Annotated in this window: 19 protein-coding genes; 13 read left to right on the top strand and 6 right to left on the bottom strand. The window is 50.0% G+C overall.

The features are described 5' to 3' along the window. Positions 1 to 156 precede the first annotated feature (156 nt). A complete protein-coding gene (locus tag P6910_RS26565; RefSeq protein WP_317144233.1) occupies positions 157 to 381 on the bottom strand; it encodes a hypothetical protein in 225 nt (74 codons plus the stop codon). Between the two features lie 359 nt (positions 382 to 740). On the opposite strand from P6910_RS26565, the gene P6910_RS26560 reads away from it, so the two are divergent. The 7 genes from P6910_RS26560 to aroE all read left to right on the top strand — a co-directional run bounded on the left by P6910_RS26560 (position 741) and on the right by aroE (position 7,200). Next, positions 741 to 1,769 carry a LysM peptidoglycan-binding domain-containing protein gene (locus P6910_RS26560; protein ID WP_317144232.1) on the top strand — a complete coding sequence of 343 codons (1,029 nt, stop codon included), beginning with the start codon at positions 741 to 743 and terminating at the stop codon, positions 1,767 to 1,769. 6 nt (positions 1,770 to 1,775) lie between these two features. Next, on the top strand, positions 1,776 to 2,906 hold the full coding sequence (gene dprA / locus P6910_RS26555) for a DNA-processing protein DprA (protein WP_317144231.1): 1,131 nt from the start codon (positions 1,776 to 1,778) through the stop codon (positions 2,904 to 2,906). A 149-nt stretch (positions 2,907 to 3,055) separates the two neighbouring features. After that, positions 3,056 to 3,541 (top strand): 5-(carboxyamino)imidazole ribonucleotide mutase, encoded by a 486-nt coding sequence (purE, locus tag P6910_RS26550; protein WP_317144230.1) that lies wholly within the window; start codon positions 3,056 to 3,058, stop codon positions 3,539 to 3,541. Positions 3,542 to 3,545: 4 nt separating this feature from the next. Continuing rightward, on the top strand, positions 3,546 to 4,697 hold the full coding sequence (locus P6910_RS26545) for a 5-(carboxyamino)imidazole ribonucleotide synthase (RefSeq protein ID WP_317144229.1): 1,152 nt from the start codon (positions 3,546 to 3,548) through the stop codon (positions 4,695 to 4,697). Positions 4,698 to 4,763: 66 nt separating this feature from the next. Continuing rightward, positions 4,764 to 5,309 (top strand): L-threonylcarbamoyladenylate synthase, encoded by a 546-nt coding sequence (locus tag P6910_RS26540; protein WP_317144228.1) that lies wholly within the window; start codon positions 4,764 to 4,766, stop codon positions 5,307 to 5,309. 54 nt (positions 5,310 to 5,363) lie between these two features. Continuing rightward, positions 5,364 to 6,332 carry an oxygen-dependent coproporphyrinogen oxidase gene (gene hemF / locus P6910_RS26535; protein ID WP_317144227.1) on the top strand — a complete coding sequence of 323 codons (969 nt, stop codon included), beginning with the start codon at positions 5,364 to 5,366 and terminating at the stop codon, positions 6,330 to 6,332. A gap of 31 nt (positions 6,333 to 6,363) precedes the next feature. Continuing rightward, a complete protein-coding gene (gene aroE, locus P6910_RS26530) occupies positions 6,364 to 7,200 on the top strand; it encodes a shikimate dehydrogenase (protein WP_317144226.1) in 837 nt (278 codons plus the stop codon). Between the two features lie 256 nt (positions 7,201 to 7,456). Here the strand turns inward: aroE and P6910_RS26525 are convergent, their stop codons facing one another. Then, on the bottom strand, positions 7,457 to 7,711 hold the full coding sequence (locus tag P6910_RS26525) for a hypothetical protein (protein WP_317144225.1): 255 nt from the start codon (positions 7,709 to 7,711) through the stop codon (positions 7,457 to 7,459). Positions 7,712 to 7,754: 43 nt separating this feature from the next. On the opposite strand from P6910_RS26525, the gene P6910_RS26520 reads away from it, so the two are divergent. The 4 genes from P6910_RS26520 (at position 7,755) to P6910_RS26505 (ending at position 9,672) form a co-directional block, all read left to right on the top strand. Beyond that, entirely contained in the window at positions 7,755 to 7,898 is a 144-nt protein-coding gene (locus tag P6910_RS26520; RefSeq protein WP_317144224.1) for a hypothetical protein, read from the top strand. Positions 7,899 to 8,234: 336 nt separating this feature from the next. Beyond that, entirely contained in the window at positions 8,235 to 8,492 is a 258-nt protein-coding gene (locus P6910_RS26515) for an AbrB/MazE/SpoVT family DNA-binding domain-containing protein (protein WP_317144223.1), read from the top strand. Continuing rightward, a complete protein-coding gene (locus P6910_RS26510) occupies positions 8,489 to 8,848 on the top strand; it encodes a type II toxin-antitoxin system ChpB family toxin (RefSeq protein WP_317144222.1) in 360 nt (119 codons plus the stop codon). The genes P6910_RS26515 and P6910_RS26510 overlap by 4 nt, the downstream gene beginning before the upstream one ends. 158 nt (positions 8,849 to 9,006) lie before the next feature. Next, entirely contained in the window at positions 9,007 to 9,672 is a 666-nt protein-coding gene (locus P6910_RS26505) for a YiiX/YebB-like N1pC/P60 family cysteine hydrolase (protein ID WP_317144221.1), read from the top strand. Between the two features lie 12 nt (positions 9,673 to 9,684). Here P6910_RS26505 and speB read toward each other — a convergent pair whose 3' ends face one another. The 4 genes from speB to speE are packed head-to-tail and all read right to left on the bottom strand — an operon-like array spanning position 9,685 to position 14,398. Further along, on the bottom strand, positions 9,685 to 10,611 hold the full coding sequence (gene speB / locus P6910_RS26500) for an agmatinase (RefSeq protein WP_317144220.1): 927 nt from the start codon (positions 10,609 to 10,611) through the stop codon (positions 9,685 to 9,687). A 4-nt stretch (positions 10,612 to 10,615) separates the two neighbouring features. Then, on the bottom strand, positions 10,616 to 11,545 hold the full coding sequence (locus P6910_RS26495) for an adenosylmethionine decarboxylase (protein ID WP_317146595.1): 930 nt from the start codon (positions 11,543 to 11,545) through the stop codon (positions 10,616 to 10,618). Next, the gene (gene speA / locus P6910_RS26490) at positions 11,545 to 13,527 is read right to left on the bottom strand and encodes a biosynthetic arginine decarboxylase (protein ID WP_317144219.1); all 1,983 of its coding nucleotides are present in this window, start codon (positions 13,525 to 13,527) and stop codon (positions 11,545 to 11,547) included. The genes P6910_RS26495 and speA overlap by 1 nt, the downstream gene beginning before the upstream one ends. Continuing rightward, complete coding sequence (gene speE, locus P6910_RS26485) at positions 13,520 to 14,398, bottom strand: polyamine aminopropyltransferase (protein ID WP_317144218.1); 879 nt, start codon at positions 14,396 to 14,398, stop codon at positions 13,520 to 13,522. The genes speA and speE overlap by 8 nt, the downstream gene beginning before the upstream one ends. 421 nt (positions 14,399 to 14,819) lie before the next feature. On the opposite strand from speE, the gene P6910_RS26480 reads away from it, so the two are divergent. Beyond that, entirely contained in the window at positions 14,820 to 15,215 is a 396-nt protein-coding gene (locus tag P6910_RS26480; RefSeq protein WP_317144217.1) for an AAA family ATPase, read from the top strand. Further along, complete coding sequence (locus P6910_RS26475) at positions 15,202 to 15,816, top strand: DUF4143 domain-containing protein (protein ID WP_317144216.1); 615 nt, start codon at positions 15,202 to 15,204, stop codon at positions 15,814 to 15,816. The genes P6910_RS26480 and P6910_RS26475 overlap by 14 nt, the downstream gene beginning before the upstream one ends. Positions 15,817 to 15,826 lie beyond the last annotated feature (10 nt).

Raw genomic sequence — 15,826 nt, 5'->3', positions numbered from 1 at the left:
TCGACTAATTGAAGTCCCCTGCCGACAGTTTCAAGCCCTATTACTCCCCAAGCAACCATTGGTAAATAATAAGTTTTATTCAGGTTTCCCATATATCCTTTAAATCAGTGGTTGCCGACAGGCAATCCACTGGTTTTTGTCGTTAGGTGGCCTGGCTTATTTCTTGAGGTGGTTGACGATGATGGTGAGAGTATCTTCTATTTTGTCGAAGCGTTCACGGGTTTCTTGTTTGAAATGGTCAATTTTGCTATCGACTGCGTCAACCTTGCGGTCCAGAGCCTTAACATCAGACCGGGTTTCACCGGCTAAGCCAACTGAGTCAGTCAATGTATCCCGAACGTGGTCTAGCTCGCTGGGTTGCGGTTTGGCCTTGGCACCCATAACTTACTTCCTCATGAAAATATCAAAGAGCGACAGCTTAGCAAAAAATAGCAGAAAGACACCTAACACCTCCCTGGTCGTTTTCCAGCCTTCCTGATGTAAGCAAAAATCACTGGTTTGGATAGTTTCCTGATTTGCTCTGAAGTACAGAAAGACCGTTGCCGGTCGAGAACAATAGTGTTTCAGTCTTGTCCCCGATCTGTTGTTTTATCGGCTATGGGTACAGCGAAATAAAAAGGAGAAGTCACAATTCTGTGGGCAGATTCTCTTCGTATTGAAGCGTTTGATTGCCCGATGACAGGACCCGTTGATAAACTGCTGGGATAAAACCAACAACAAGTGCAAGGGATCGGTAACCAATGAGAAGCATAGTACTGGGCGTTCTTCTGCTCTGCCTGTCGTCATCAGGGATAGCTTACGAGAGTCCGATCAAGTCAGATTCTCCCCGGGATTACATGGTAAAAAAAGGGGATACGCTGTGGGAAATTTCCAACCGCTTTCTGAAAAGTCCCTGGCTATGGCCTGAAATCTGGCACGCAAACCCCCAGATTCACAACCCCCATCTTATCTTTCCCGGTGATCTGGTGAGCCTGGTTTACATCGATGGTCGTCCAAGGCTGACGATTGTTCGTCGTGGCGAGAGTGGCAGAACCATCAAGCTCAGCCCAAAAGTAAGAACATTGCCTGCTGCAGCCGCTATTCCTGCTATCCCGCTCAGCGCAATCGATGCCTTTCTCAAGAGCAGCCGGGTATTTACCTCCAAACGGGCGTTAGACGGTGCTCCTTATATTTTTGCTTCCAGACAGGAACGAATCATAACCGGTGCGGGAGACAAGGTTTATGTCCGGGGACAAGTAGGCTCTCTGGACAAGAATCTCGACATTCTTCGAACCGGAGACGTTTTGAAGGATCCTGACAGCGGTGAAGTATTGGGTATTATTGGCCGTCAAGTGGCCGATGCCTCTCTGCAAAAAGTCGACAATGGCATTGCCAGCCTGAACATCCAGACAAGCCAGCAGGAGGTTAGACCGGGTGATAAAGTGGTGCCAGCAGACACTTTCAGCCTTCAAACTACCTTCTTTCCCAGAGCACCTGATGCGCAGGTGGAAGGCAAAATTGTTTTTGTGGTTGATGGGGTGAAAAAAGTCGGTCAGTTCAACAGCGTTATAATTAATCGGGGTATCCGGGAGGGCTTGCGTCAGGGTGATATACTCAATGCCTACAAGAACCTGAAGGTTAAGGATCAGATCAGCGGTGAAATGGTCAATCTGCCTCCTGAGAGAGTCGGCATGATCATGATTTATCGTCCTTTTGAAAAAGTGAGCTATGGTATTGTGCTGACTGCCTATGAAGAAATAGGTGTAGGAGACACTCTGAAAAGCCCCTGAGGTACAATGACTCAGCAAATCCATGATTCCATCTGGCAGCCTTTACGCAAATGGCTACTGCTTTCGTTTCAGCCGGGATTAGGAGCAGTTCGATTCAATAGTCTGCTCCGGGAGTTTGGTTCAGCAGACGCTATTCTGTCAGCCTCCTATCAGGCATTGAGGATGGGTCTGCCGGAAAAGCTGGCGGCGCAATTATCAGGAAATCCTGAGACCCCTGATATTATTGAACGTCTGAACCATTGTCGATTCTGGCTGGAATCCAGCCAGGCTCATCACATAATTACCCTGCAATCGCCTCAATACCCTGCTGCTCTCAAAGAGCTAAGTGACCCACCTCCCCTGCTTTACGTGATCGGTAATATCGAACTCTTGAATGAGCCCCAGCTGGCCATTGTCGGCAGCCGCAGACCAACCCCCCAGGGTCGTCGATTCGCTCAGGAACTGGCTAAGGATCTGTCTCGAAAAGGACTGGTCATTACCAGTGGTATGGCATTGGGGATAGATGCAGCTGCTCACCAGGGAGTGCTGGGCAGTTATGGCAGTACCGTAGCGGTTCTGGGAACCGGGGTGGATGTGGTTTATCCAAGAAGCCATGGCGACCTTTATCAGGCTATAGCAATGCAGGGTGCTCTCGTGAGCGAATTTCCCCTGGGAACGACACCTAACCCCGGGCATTTTCCAAGAAGAAACCGCATCATCAGTGGCTTGTCATCGGGTGTACTGGTGGTTGAGGCAGCACTGAACAGCGGATCCCTGATTTCTGCCAGACTGGCTGCCGAGCAGGGGCGCGAAGTCTTTGCTGTACCGGGTTCTGTGTTAAATCCTCTCAGCCGTGGCTGTCATAAGCTCATAAAGGAAGGTGCTGTTCTGGTTGAATCGGCTGAGGATATCCTGATTGAGTTGCAGAGCTATCTCCGGGCTTTCGTTGAACCCACTCTTAAACCTGAACCGGCTCGCTCTGATTTGTCAGGGGTACAAAGAGTCATTCTGGAAAGCATGAACGGTGAAGCCGTCAGTGTGGATCTGATCTGCCAGATATCAGGGCTCTCGTTTGACGAAGTCTCTGTCATTCTGACTGAAATGGAGCTGGAAGGTTTTATTGAGTCGGTGCCTGGTGGTTATATCCGGACGGGGTAGTTCTCAATCTGAACAAAAAACAATCATTTTCCCGACCATTGAGATTTTATTGCAAGATTTTCTAATGCTTATTCGCTCAAACGTACAAGTCTTCTTATAATCTACCCCGAATCATCCACCGACCATTACACGGCTTACAGGAGTTTGAGATGGAAGTCGGCATTATCATGGGGTCCAGGTCAGACTGGCCAACGATGAAACTGGCAGCAGAAATGCTGGATCGGTTTGGAGTCCGCTATGAAACCAGAGTGGTTTCAGCACACAGGACTCCCCAGCTGTTGGCTGACTACGCCACAGGCGCAAAAGAACGGGGCCTCAAAGTCATCATCGCAGGTGCGGGTGGTGCGGCTCACCTGCCCGGTATGGCAGCAGCTTTCACCAGCCTGCCTGTTCTGGGTGTGCCTGTTCAGTCCAAAGCACTGAAAGGTATGGACTCATTACTGTCCATCGCCCAGATGCCCAAAGGGATTGCCGTAGGAACTCTGGCCATTGGCGAGGCAGGTGCAGCCAATGCCGGTATTCTGGCCGCTCAAATCATTGGTACCCACAACGAAGCGGTCATGGCTAAAGTAGAAGCTTTCCGCAAAGAACAAACGGACACGGTTCTGGCTAATCCCAATCCGGCCGAGGATTAATCTGATGCAGGTTTTAGTGCTGGGGGCCGGTCAGTTGGCACGAATGATGTCATTGGCTGGCGCACCGCTGAACATTCAAATCAGTGCTTATGATGTAAGCAGCAAAACAGTGATTCACCCACTGACTCAAATGACCACCGGTGATGACCTGGAATCGGCAATCAGGCAGGCTGATGTCGTTACTGCAGAATTTGAGCACATTCCCCTCGATATTCTGGCTATCTGTGAGAAAAGCGGTAAATTCCTGCCATCTACAAAAGCTATTGAGGCCGGTGGCGATCGCCGAATCGAGAAAAAACGGCTGGACGATGCAGGCGTTCAAAATGCCCGATACTTTGTCATTCACTCATACGAAGACTACGTGGAAGCCATTGAGCATGTGGGTCTGCCCATGGTGCTCAAGACTGCTCTGGGCGGCTATGACGGTAAGGGACAGTGGCGGTTAAAAGAGGCTGATCAGGCTGATGCCATCTGGACAGAAATGGCTGAATGCATTGCAGCCACCGACCATCAGGCTATTGTTGCCGAAGAGTTTGTCCCTTTTGATCGTGAAGTCTCAATGGTCGGTGCCCGAAGCGCAGATGGAACGGTTGCGGTCTACCCTCTGGCCGAGAATGTACATACTAACGGGGTGTTGAGTCTTTCTACTGCGATCACTGATCAGGCTTTGCAGGGACAGGCAAAGCAGATGTTCATTGCGGTAGCCGAGAGTCTGGACTACGTCGGAGTGCTGGCTTTGGAGTTCTTTGATGTCAATGGCTCCCTGCTGGTCAATGAAATAGCGCCAAGGGTCCACAACTCCGGGCACTGGACTCAGCAGGGAGCTGAAACCTGTCAGTTTGAAAATCATCTGCGCGCTATCTGTGCAATGCCCCTGGGCAGTACCCGTCTTATCCGTGAAACCACTATGATCAACATTTTGGGTGAAGACACGCTTCCCGAAGCTGTGATAGCCATGGAGGGGGCTCATATTCACTGGTACGGCAAAGGAAAACGACCTGGTCGCAAAATGGGCCACATCAATGTGTGTGGTGGCAGTACAGTTAGTGTGCAAAACAAGCTCTGTAAGCTGACAGAGTGGCTCGATCAGACAGCCTACCCTGCCCTGCACGAAATGTGTCGGGAAGTCATCAACAGGAGCCTGAGTCAATCCTGATCAGCTGGCGGCGCTTTTGCAGCCTTGTTAAACTCCGCTACTCGCTGATCAAGTTGATGAAACACTATGTCTAAAGTTCAGGCTGTTATCGAACAGGGGGGGGTCATAGCCTACCCTACGGAAGCGGTCTGGGGGCTCGGATGTGACCCCTGGAATCGGGAAGCTGTTTACAAAGTGCTGGCTATCAAGCATCGCCCTGTTGAAAAAGGGCTGATACTGATTGCCTCATCTCAACAACAGATTGCGCCCCTGCTTTCCAACCTGACCGAAGCACAGCTTGAAACCTTATCAGCCAGTTGGCCGGGGCCTTATACCTGGCTGCTGCCTGATACTGAGCAATGGACACCGGACTGGGTACGTGGCAAGTTCGATACGGTCGCTGTCAGGGTCAGTGCTCACCCAGTGGTTAAGAAGCTCTGTGAACAGGCCGGCCAGCCACTGGTATCCACCTCTGCCAACCGGGCAGGAGAATCTCCTCTAACGACTGAGCAGCAGGTTCAGGAACAGATGGGGAATCAGGTATCTCTGATTGTCTCCGGTGGAACGGGCCCACAGACCGAACCCTCTGAAATTCGTGATCTTCAGACAGGACGACTGATTCGGGCCGGTTGATTCCGGCTCTGTTAAACTGCGTCTCTTTTTTATCCAGCCAGCCCAGGGAGTATTATGGTGACCGATGCCCAAACCGGAAAAGCCACAAGTTCGGAAAACAGCAGCGAGTCTTTAGACAGCCATGAACAGATAGAGCGGGTCAGGCGATACCTGCTGTCACTGCAGGACGCTATCTGTAACGCCCTGGAAAAAGAAGACACTGGTACTGTTTTTCGTGAAGAAACCTGGGATTACCACGGTGGTGGGGGTGGCCGTGCCCGGGTTATTGAAGGTGGCTCTCTGTTTGAAAAAGGGGGAGTGAACTTTTCACAGGTAAAAGGCGATAAACTGCCCCCTTCCGCAACCGCGAAAAGACCCGAGTTGGAAGGCCGGAGTTTTCAGGCCATGGGGGTCTCTCTGGTGATTCATCCCAGGAATCCGTTTGTGCCAACGTCTCATGCCAATGTTCGTCTGTTGATTGCCGAAAAAGAAGGGGCTGACCCGGTCTGGTGGTTCGGCGGTGGTTATGACCTGACACCTTATTACGGTTTCGAAGAAGACTGCATACACTGGCATCAGGTGGCCAGATCAGCATGCGAACCCTTTGGCGAAGAGGTCTATCCCCGCTTCAAAAAATGGTGTGACGAATACTTCTTCCTGAAGCATCGGAACGAGCCCCGTGGTGTCGGCGGTCTGTTCTACGACGACCTCAACGAATGGCCATTTGAACGCTGCTTCGAGTTTATGCAGGCAGTAGGCAACAGTTATATCGATGCTTATCTGCCCATTGTTCAGAGGCGTAAAGACAGTGAATATACAGAACAGAACCGTTATTTTCAGGAGTACCGGCGCGGGCGTTATGTTGAGTTCAACCTTGTGTACGACCGTGGCACACTATTTGGTCTGCAATCCGGTGGCCGCACCGAGTCTATCCTGATGTCTCTGCCACCTGTTGTGCGCTGGGACTATAACTGGCACCCGGAAGACGGGACAGAAGAGGCCCGTTTGTACAATGAATTCCTGAAACCCAGAGACTGGGTCTGATATTTAAAGTGACACTCCCCGAGAAAAAACAATGGCCATACCTGTTGATCATTACGCTGTGATGGGAAACCCCATTGAGCACAGCAAGTCGCCCAGAATTCATGCCATGTTTGCCGAGTCCCTGGGGCACAGGCTGAGTTACAACGCCCAACTGGTTCCGGTTGATGACTTTGAAGAGGCCGTTAAACGCTTTTTTGACAATGGTGGTTATCTGGGTCTGAGTGTAACGGTTCCTTTCAAGGAGCAGGCCTGGCAGCTATCAACTGTGCGAACGCCAAGGGCTGAGAAAGCCGGGGCAGTTAATACCCTCTGGCTGGATGAACAAGGTGCTCTCAACGGAGACAATACCGATGGACTCGGTCTGGTTCAGGACCTGACGGTCAACAACGGTGTTTCAATCAAAGGAGCGCGGGTGCTGGTTCTTGGGGCTGGTGGTGCGGTAAGAGGTATCCTTGAGCCGATCCTTGCACAGAAGCCGACCGAACTGGTGATTGCCAACCGCACTTTCAGTAAGGCCGAGACCTTGGCTGACCTGTTTCCGGAGCAACCCGTAAAAGCTTCCGGCTTTACAGAACTGGAAGGTCATTTTGATATTATCATCAATGGAACCTCTGCCAGTTTGCATGGTGATCTGCCTCCTGTTCCACCAACAGTCATTGCTGCTTCGACCTGTTGTTATGACATGATGTATTCAGCTTCTTATACAGTATTCAACCGCTGGGCATTGGATCAGGGGGCGGGAACCGTGATTGATGGTCTGGGTATGTTGGTAGAACAGGCCGCAGAGCAGTTTGCTATCTGGAGAGGTATCCGTCCGGAGACCATTCCAATTCTGGAAATGCTCAGAAATGAGCTCTCTGGGGGTTAAACGACTGAGCAGCCAAACTCCGAGGCTGGCGAGATCATGAAGGGTACAGGCGATCCGTAAGCTCGAAAGAAGATGGAAAAAATGAAAAGCGCAGCGAACAGCATCATCCAGGGCCTTGAAGAGGCCGTGGCCTACACAAAAGGTGAAAATACAGGGGCAATCGTCCATGAGATGACCCCCCCTGGACATCAAAGGCATTCGCCAGCAGCTCGATATGACCCAGGAAGAGTTTGCCTAGGCGGTCGGTGTAAAACTCCTAACCCTTCGGAGGGTGTCGCAAAACTCCAACAGCTCGTTCCCATGCTCTGAGGTCGTCATTCCCGCGAAGGCGGGAATCCAGCGCCAATGGTGGATCTCTGCCTTCTCGGGGATGACAAGGCCAGGGGGGCATCGGGCAGTATGGTTTTGGTGGAGAGTCAGTGTGGATTCCCGCCTTCGCGGGAATGACGAGAATGAAGTCGGGAATGACGGGAGTCAACTCGTTCCAACGCTGGAGAGAGTTTTGCGACACCCTCGATTGGGCGAGGGTTTACGACGATTTTGCTAACCGTTCTATGGAGCAAGAAGTAAGGGAACTACTGGAAACCCATTACCCGAAAAAGCTGGATACCCTTGAACGCATCAGAAACCGCTGGAGCCAGTTACCAAAAACTCATCACGAAGAAACGAACGGGTGGCGAAACGAAGGACGTCCCTGATGATAAAAACAAATCTATGATAAAAAGCTGCTAAAAAAATACCCTGCCATCGCCATAAAGCCAGAGATGAACATTCGTAGTGCCTGATTACAAAGAACCTGCAAAGCATTGCAATTTTTCAGGTCGGCCCCCAAGAGGAAGTACCCGGGGAGCTTATAGCGAATCAGCAGGAAAATACTTGCAGCTGAGCAGGCTTGGAGAAGAGCTGCAAAGTCAGCGCCGGTAGTGCTCCCAAATGAAAGCAATCAGTCAGCTGGCTAAAAAACAATGAGCATTTTAGCATTCTGATAGCATGTTATAATAAGTTATAACATGTTAAGCATAAGGAAGCTCAGAATGAATACAGTCATCAGAAAAATAGGCAATTCATCAGGAACCATCATACCGTCAGAACTACTGCGCAGGCTGAATTTGAAGGATGGTGACAGTATCGTTATTGAGGAAGTGAAAAACAGTCTGGTGATTACCAAGGCCACCAAGCGGCCACGCTATTCACTGGATGAATTGCTGGCCCAGTGCGATCTGTCAGCCGCCATGCCGGAAGAGTTAACCGAATGGGATTCAATCCCGCCTGTTGGGGATGAAGCACTTTGAGCCTTTACGACCGTGGCGATATTATCCGAGTGAATCTAAGCCCAGTGTCAGGATCTGAAGTGCAGGGAGAGAGCCGACCTTGTCTTGTACTTTCCGTAAAAGCATTTAATCGCTTGGGCTCTGTGCTGGTTGCCCCAATTACCCAGGGAGGTAATTATTCCCGTGTGCAGGGTTTTACTGTTCCATTGATGGGAACGGGAACGGGAACGGGAACGGGAACAGAGACTCAGGGAGTGGTGCTCCTTAATGGTGTGAGGATGATTGATCTTAGGGCAAGGCCATCAAGGAAGGTTGAGAGTGCCCCTGAAGTACTGGTTAATGAAGTCCTGGCAAAGCTTCAAACTGTTATTGAATAGCGTCCTGTGGCTGAATGAATCAGAAATAGAGGACGGGGCATCCGGGGAAATTCTAAGGCCCGATATTCTTGAGCCTATGAATCTTTCGGCGGCTGAGGCTGCAGAAAACCTGAATATTTCCAGAAATCTCTCATCAGATTTTATGAGGATTTTGATAAATGACTGAGCAGCCAAAGGCAATTTCCATTCCAGAACTGCAAAAAGGCGACCTTCTGTTTCAACTGCGCAAGGGAGGAGAGCTGGAGTGGGTTATCAGCAGACTGTTTGCCGGTTACAACGGTATGGCTCTGAATCATGTCGCCATTGCTAGGGAAGACGGGGAGCTGGTTGAAGCGGTCATGCCAAAGGTTCAGACAATAAGCCTGAATCAGTTTATCGACAAATCCGTGTGTGATGGACTGGGGCGGCCTTGCATTCTGTTGGCTCGTCTCAAGTCTCCATGGCTTGCTTTAGTTGATAAAGCGTTGGCCTTTGCTGATGAGCAATTGCACTCGCCCTACAACAGAAACTTCTCTCCGGAGGGTCATGCTCGATCCGATATCAGTGACCGAGCTTGGTACTGTAGTGCTCTTATTTTGGAAGCGTTCAGGTCTGCCAACAAGGGAGAGTCGGTATTTCCGGAAACCCCCATGGGGTTCCGTGATCTGGAAACCGGAGAACTATTTCCTTACTGGATAGACTTTTATAAGAAGATGGGACAGCCGATACCGGAAGGAGAGCCGGGTTCACACCCTGCCCTGCTCTCATGTTCCGATAAGCTTGAAGTGGTCAGAGTGGTCGGACAACTCCCTGCCAGGCAAAGCATCAACGGGCAGCTTGCCTGAGCCGGATATTTGTCAGGTGGCTCTTGATTGGGCTGCCTGAAGATAAAGCATCTCAAGAGCTATCGTAGCACCTGCCAGAGCGGTAATATCGGCGTGATCGTAAGCTGGCGCGACTTCAACCACATCCATGCCCACAATATCCAGACCTTCAAGACCTCTGAGCAGCTGTAAAGCCCGGTCAGAGGTCAGGCCGCCACAAACCGGGGTTCCGGTTCCCGGAGCATAAGCCGGGTCCAGACAGTCGATATCAAAGGTCAGGTAAACACGACGATTACCTGTTTTTTTACGTATATTGTCAACTATCTCTGCCACTGGGGCACTGTTAACGTAACTGGCATCCAGAACGTTGAAGGGGGTGTTCTTGTGATCGTAATTGGTTCGAATACCAACCTGGGTCGAAGCCGAGGTATCAATCAACCCTTCAACCTGGGCATGATAAAACATGGTTCCGTGGTCAAATTTACCACCTTGGTCATAGTCATCGGTATGAGCATCAAAATGAATCAGTGCCAGAGGGCCATAATGTTTGGCGTGGGCTCTGAGCAAAGGCAGGGTAATAAAGTGATCGCCGCCAAACGTCAGCATACGTTTGCCAACAGACAATAACCGGTCAGCATGTTGGAACAGGGTATCGCTCATATCCTGAGCGTTACCGCATTCAAAGACCAGATCACCGCAGTCAGCCAAAGACAGATGGTCTTTCAGGTTGAAGAACCAGGGCCAGCGCTTGCCTTCCCAGGTCAGGTTGACTGAAGCCTTGCGAATAGCCTCAGGACCAAAGCGAGCACCGCTGCGGCCTGTAGTCGCCAGATCAAACGGAATGCCGGTAATGATCAGGTCAGCACCAGACTGAACAGGATTGAAATCCAGCGACAGCCGCAGAAAGCCAAAGGCATTAGCGTAAAGGGAGTGGTCTTCCTTTCTTTTCAGCGTAGTCATGGTCTTATCCCGTCAGTTCCACGGCCTTTAGTGAGCGCTGCTCTGTATGCTGGTAATGATTAAAACTCATATCATAACCACAGGCCAAAGGCAGAAGGCACTCTGTCAGACAGCTGAACTCACCATTTTCCCGCAGGGGAGCCGGTGCATTAAAGCCAATCAGATCCCAGCTGCCCGGGCGCAGGGCTTCCAGAAGACTTTCCAGAATAGCAGCGTCTTCCATATTCAGGTTGGTCTCAAAGCTGACATAGGAGCTGTCCTCCTGAGGTGTGATATGAAAAGTGGCGTAACGATCACCTCTGATGGCGTTGAGAGAGTATCCAAAAGGCTCAAACAGCCAGTCACTCAGATCAAAACCGGGCAATATTTCATCCAGTCTGAGTAGTTTTCGGATACCTTCAATCGTTTGCCCTTCACTGCGCAGATATCGAGCGCTCCCACCTTTGATGTGATACATCAGTAATTCACTGGTCTGGTCATCGGCTTCAGGCTGATAGGGACGATTCAGATGAAAGATATAGTTGTGGTGACTGTCCAGACTACCAATACGGAAAGCGCTACCCTCCAGCTCAGACTGAATCCGGTTAATATCCTCCTCAAAAGAGGTTTTCTGCAGATGTGAAAGGTACTCATTTTTGCGCTGAAAGCTGGCAAACAGAATGTGTTCGTCAGCCACATGTTCCAGAAAAAACAGGAAGGCATCGACCAGAGTTGTGGTTCCGCAGGTCAGCATCAGGAAACGATCTTCCCAGACAAAGAGGCTGGATTCAGACAGCAGGTAAGCGTCGCAGTAGTCATTGCTCAGGGTCGTCAGAATGTCCGCCTGAGCCCTGGCTACCATATCGGACCAGAAGTTTTTGCCCAGTCCACGCAGCGAACCGGCTTCAGCCGCTGTAATGACTTCTACTTTTTTTTCGGAGCCTTCGAAGAACATCACAGCTCAATTCCTCCCAAGTGTTCAAGGTAGGTGTAGCCCTTCAGGCCTGCTTCCAGCTCTGCCAGCACAGAGGCACGACTGGATTCTGGCAGATACTCTTCCACCAGTTTCTTATAGGTATGCAGGAAGCTTTCCGGCTTCAGATTGACGTACTTGAGAACGTCTTCTACTGTGTCTCCGGTCTGGAAATCAAACATCTCAATTAATCCCAGATCCGTGACACGAACAGATACCGTGTCGGTGTCGCCAAATAAGTTGTGCATATCACCCAGAATTTCCTGATAGGCTCCGATCAGGAAAATACCAATCATATAAGGCTTGTCCGGGTGCCACTCAGGTACCGGCAGAGTGGTTTCAATACCTTGACCATCAACGTACTGGTCAATGGTGCCATCGGAGTCACAGGTAATATCCAGCATAACGGCCCGCTTTTCCGGTGGACGGTTCAGGCCGGAAAGTGGCAGCACCGGGAAAACCTGATCAATCCCCCAGGCATCGGGTAGAGATTGAAACAGTGAAAAGTTGACATAGAATTTGTCAGCCAGTTTTTCACTCAGCTCATCAATCAGAGGTCTGTGAGAGCGGTTTTTATGAGACAGTCGTCTGGACAGCTCATAACAGATTCTCAAATTAATACTTTCTGCCCAAGCTCTTTGCTCAAGATCCAGCAGACCGATTCCGAACTGGGTATGAACCTCTGAAAGGTCACTCTGGGTGTCGTGGAACAGCTCAACCAGTGCCCGTTGCTCAACACCTTTCACCAGATCTTGCCAGGAGCGCCACATGTTATGGAGAAGTTGTGGAGCCTCTTTGCCCGGTGCATCAGGTTCTTCCGGCTCGTAGCTTTCAACACCCACAACGTCGGTGATCAGAACGGCATGATGGGCCGTCAGGTTCCTACCCGACTCGGATATAATCCTGGGAACAGGAATGGCCTGTTCGGCGCAAAGATCCCCCAGGGTATAAACGATATTGTTCGCATATTCCTGGAGGCTGTAATTCATGGAGCAGGTACTCTGGCTTCGGGTACCTTCGTAGTCCACAGCCAGACCGCCGCCCACGTCCAGGCAATGGATCGGTGCACCCAAGCGATAAAGTTCTGCATAAACTCTCGCGCATTCGCTGATGCCCTTGCGGATATCACGAATATTTGACATCTGGGAGCCCAGATGGAAATGCAATAGCTGCAAAGAGTCCATGTTGCCACTGTCTTTTAGCCGCTTGATGACATTCAGTACCTGGCTGGCAGACAGACCAAACTTGGATTTCTCGCCACCACTGGCCTGCCATTTTCCCTTGCCTTGGGAAGCAAGGCGAACACGAAGCCCCAGCCTTGGGGTGACACCCAGTTCATTGGCCTCTTTAAGAACCATTTCCAGTTCGGTGATTTTTTCCAGAACGATATAGACCTGATGCCCCAGTTTTTCACCAATCAGTGCCAGACGAATGTATTCTCTGTCTTTGTAGCCATTGCAGACAATGACAGAGCTGGCACGCTTGGCCATGGCCAGTACCGCCAGCAACTCAGGTTTACTGCCAGACTCAAGACCCAGTTGGCGATCCTGTCTGGCGGCCTGACTTTCCAGAATCTCTTCAACCACGGCTCGCTGCTGATTCACCTTGATGGGGTAAACCGCAAGGTAATCATTGCGATAGCCATATTCCCCAATGGCCTGGTTAAAGGCATCACACAGTGTGTTAACCCGATCGTGGAGAATCTCCGGGAAACGTACCAGGATGGGCAATGATGCACCTTTGCGTACCAGTTGCGCGGCAATATTATTGAGACTGACTGCCGGTCTGCCCCTGGGCAGATAGACGACTTCGCCATCATCGTTAATATCGAAGTATCCCTGGCTCCAATAGCGGGCATTGTAGGTGGAGCGTGAGGCTTCCACGCTCCATCCTCTTTCTCTGTTCACCGTGTCAAGGTTGTTAATCGGGCCTTCTGGAAAGCCGGGCATCACTGGGTTAGTCATTGACCTTCTGTATCGCCTTTTCTACGTATCCGGGCAGAGCAAAAGCTGCCTTGTGGATAGCGGGAGTGTAATAACGTGTTTCGACACCGCAGGCTTCAAAACGTTCAGTCACCGTTGCCAGAGAAACGTGACGGGCTTCGGGATTGTCGGAGCCCCAGGCAAAGGTCATGGTACCACCTACATAAGTGGGTACAGCAGCACTGTAGAAGTAGCAGTCTTCCATATAATGACCCAGACGACGGCTGGTAGTCTCTACTTCATCCAGTTGCATAAAGCAGACGCCGTTCTGAGCGACAAAGATGCCACCTTCTTTTAGCAGACGTTTGCAGCCAGCATAAAACTCTGAAGAGAACAGCACTTCACCGGGACCGATGGGGTCTGTACAGTCAGAAATGATGACGTCAAAGCTGCCGTCAGGTGTTTTTTCACAGTCACTGACAAAGTTGATGCCGTCGTCAATCACCAGGTGGGCCCGTGGATCTTCGTAAGCGCCAGCGGAGTGATCAGGCAGCCATTTTTTACACATATCGACCACTGCGCCATCAATCTCAACCATAGTGACGTGTTCAATGCTTTTGTGCTTCAGCACTTCACGCAGGATACCACCGTCACCACCACCAATGATCAGAACACGTCGGGCGCTACCATGAGTCAGGATCGGTACATGAGTCATCATTTCGTGATAGATAAACTCATCTTTTTCTGTGGTCTGGATAACACCGTCCAGTGCCATCATGCGACCAAACATCTTATTGTTGAATATGACCAGATGCTGGTGTTCGGTTTTTTGTTCGAACAACATCTCATCGACGGAAAAGCTCTGGCCGTAGCCATCATAGAGGGTTTCGAGGTATGTATTGTCTTTTAGCATGATGCCTTTCCTTTTAAAACCGACCTTCAATAACGGGAAGGTCCAACCAGCCAGTCAGGACAGGGATAGAGAAACTGGAAATTAAGAACCAACAGTGAATGGGAACCACTTATTAAGCGTTTCACTCTGTCGGAAGGCTCGATCCTTGATCAAGCTCAGGGCTGTTTAGAATGCGCGAATTAAACCCTTGAAATGCCCAGATGACAACCCCCGAAGCATAATTAATCAGCTTCCTTCAGGGGAGATGTCGAGCTTTCAGCTGTTGAGTCTGAGTGGCTTGCGGAGACATGGGTTTCGCCGCAAACCAGCTGACAGGGAATATGACTGAGTATTTAAATTCATTATATTTCTATTGGAAATCCATTTTAGTCTCAATAAAAATCCATAATAGTCGGTTTTAAAATCCATTTTGGTCGAAAATATGTCCTATATCACCAGAGCTGTTGAACGTCATCTTCAGGAATGCCTGACTGATACACCCGTAGTGGTGATAACCGGTCCAAGGCAGTCTGGAAAGACTACTCTGAGCAAGCATCTTCTGGAAATGTGCGAGTTAAAGGAAAAGGGTAGTTATCTAACTTTGGATGATGAAAATATTCTCTCCATTGCCCGTGATGATCCTATTGGCTTGCTGCGTCAACAATCACGCCCGGTCATTATTGATGAGTTTCAGAGGGCCCCTGAACTGATTCGTACTATCAAATTGTTAGTGGATGAAGATCGTCGGCCTGGTTCTTTTATTCTGACTGGTTCTGTTGATCTTATGACGCTGCCCACACTGGCAGATTCTCTGGCTGGGCGAGTTGAGTTCGGATGAAATGGTCCAACTACTGAAGCTGTTAGCTTGTATTTCATCAGATGCTCTGAACTATGCCAGTCTTGGAAAGGCTTTGCAGATGGATATTAAATCGGTACAGAAGTACGTTTCGGCATTGGAAAATCTTTATCTGGTGAAGCGAGTTCCCGGCTGGCATCGTAATGAGCTGAAACGAAGTGTCAAGCAGGCCAAAATCCATTTTGTGGACACTGGACTGCTTTGTGCCCTAAGAGGTATCAGTGAAGATTTGCTTCAGGCTGATAAAAATCTGATGGACCCAATGATGGAAACCTGGGTTTGCTCAGAATTGCTGAAAGCCATCGCTGTCAGTGATGAGGACTGTCAACTGTTTCATTACCGTGACAAAAACAAACGAGAGTTGGATTTTATTTTGTCCGGACATAACGGACGAGCGACAGGTATTGAAGTGAAAGCAGGCTTAACGATCAAGAAGGAAATGTTTGCGGCTCAGGAAATGCTGATAAAAACAGGATGTATTCAACGGGGTGTTATTGTCTATTACGGAGACAGGGTACTGTCCTTCTCGGATCAGCTAATGGCTTTGCCGGTCAGTTGTCTGTTTTGCTCTGCAGGTTTATGAGAAAGGGAGC

Origin of the sequence: Endozoicomonas sp. 8E (genome assembly GCF_032883915.1) — a bacterium.
Lineage (GTDB): Bacteria > Pseudomonadota > Gammaproteobacteria > Pseudomonadales > Endozoicomonadaceae > Endozoicomonas_A.
This window is presented reverse-complemented; position numbering and strand designations above follow the sequence as displayed.

Bases quoted from the DNA above. Each gene is read 5' to 3' on its own strand.
- P6910_RS26565 (WP_317144233.1), bottom strand. From the start codon at position 381: ATGGGTGCCAAGGCCAAACCGCAACCCAGCGAGCTAGACCACGTTCGG.
- P6910_RS26560 (WP_317144232.1), top strand. From the start codon at position 741: ATGAGAAGCATAGTACTGGGCGTTCTTCTGCTCTGCCTGTCGTCATCA.
- dprA (WP_317144231.1), top strand. From the start codon at position 1,776: ATGACTCAGCAAATCCATGATTCCATCTGGCAGCCTTTACGCAAATGG.
- purE (WP_317144230.1), top strand. From the start codon at position 3,056: ATGGAAGTCGGCATTATCATGGGGTCCAGGTCAGACTGGCCAACGATG.
- P6910_RS26545 (WP_317144229.1), top strand. From the start codon at position 3,546: ATGCAGGTTTTAGTGCTGGGGGCCGGTCAGTTGGCACGAATGATGTCA.
- P6910_RS26540 (WP_317144228.1), top strand. From the start codon at position 4,764: ATGTCTAAAGTTCAGGCTGTTATCGAACAGGGGGGGGTCATAGCCTAC.
- hemF (WP_317144227.1), top strand. From the start codon at position 5,364: ATGGTGACCGATGCCCAAACCGGAAAAGCCACAAGTTCGGAAAACAGC.
- aroE (WP_317144226.1), top strand. From the start codon at position 6,364: ATGGCCATACCTGTTGATCATTACGCTGTGATGGGAAACCCCATTGAG.
- P6910_RS26520 (WP_317144224.1), top strand. From the start codon at position 7,755: ATGGAGCAAGAAGTAAGGGAACTACTGGAAACCCATTACCCGAAAAAG.
- P6910_RS26515 (WP_317144223.1), top strand. From the start codon at position 8,235: ATGAATACAGTCATCAGAAAAATAGGCAATTCATCAGGAACCATCATA.
- P6910_RS26505 (WP_317144221.1), top strand. From the start codon at position 9,007: ATGACTGAGCAGCCAAAGGCAATTTCCATTCCAGAACTGCAAAAAGGC.
- speB (WP_317144220.1), bottom strand. From the start codon at position 10,611: ATGACTACGCTGAAAAGAAAGGAAGACCACTCCCTTTACGCTAATGCC.
- P6910_RS26495 (WP_317146595.1), bottom strand. From the start codon at position 11,545: ATGTTCTTCGAAGGCTCCGAAAAAAAAGTAGAAGTCATTACAGCGGCT.
- speA (WP_317144219.1), bottom strand. From the start codon at position 13,527: ATGACTAACCCAGTGATGCCCGGCTTTCCAGAAGGCCCGATTAACAAC.
- speE (WP_317144218.1), bottom strand. From the start codon at position 14,398: ATGCTAAAAGACAATACATACCTCGAAACCCTCTATGATGGCTACGGC.
- P6910_RS26480 (WP_317144217.1), top strand. From the start codon at position 14,820: ATGTCCTATATCACCAGAGCTGTTGAACGTCATCTTCAGGAATGCCTG.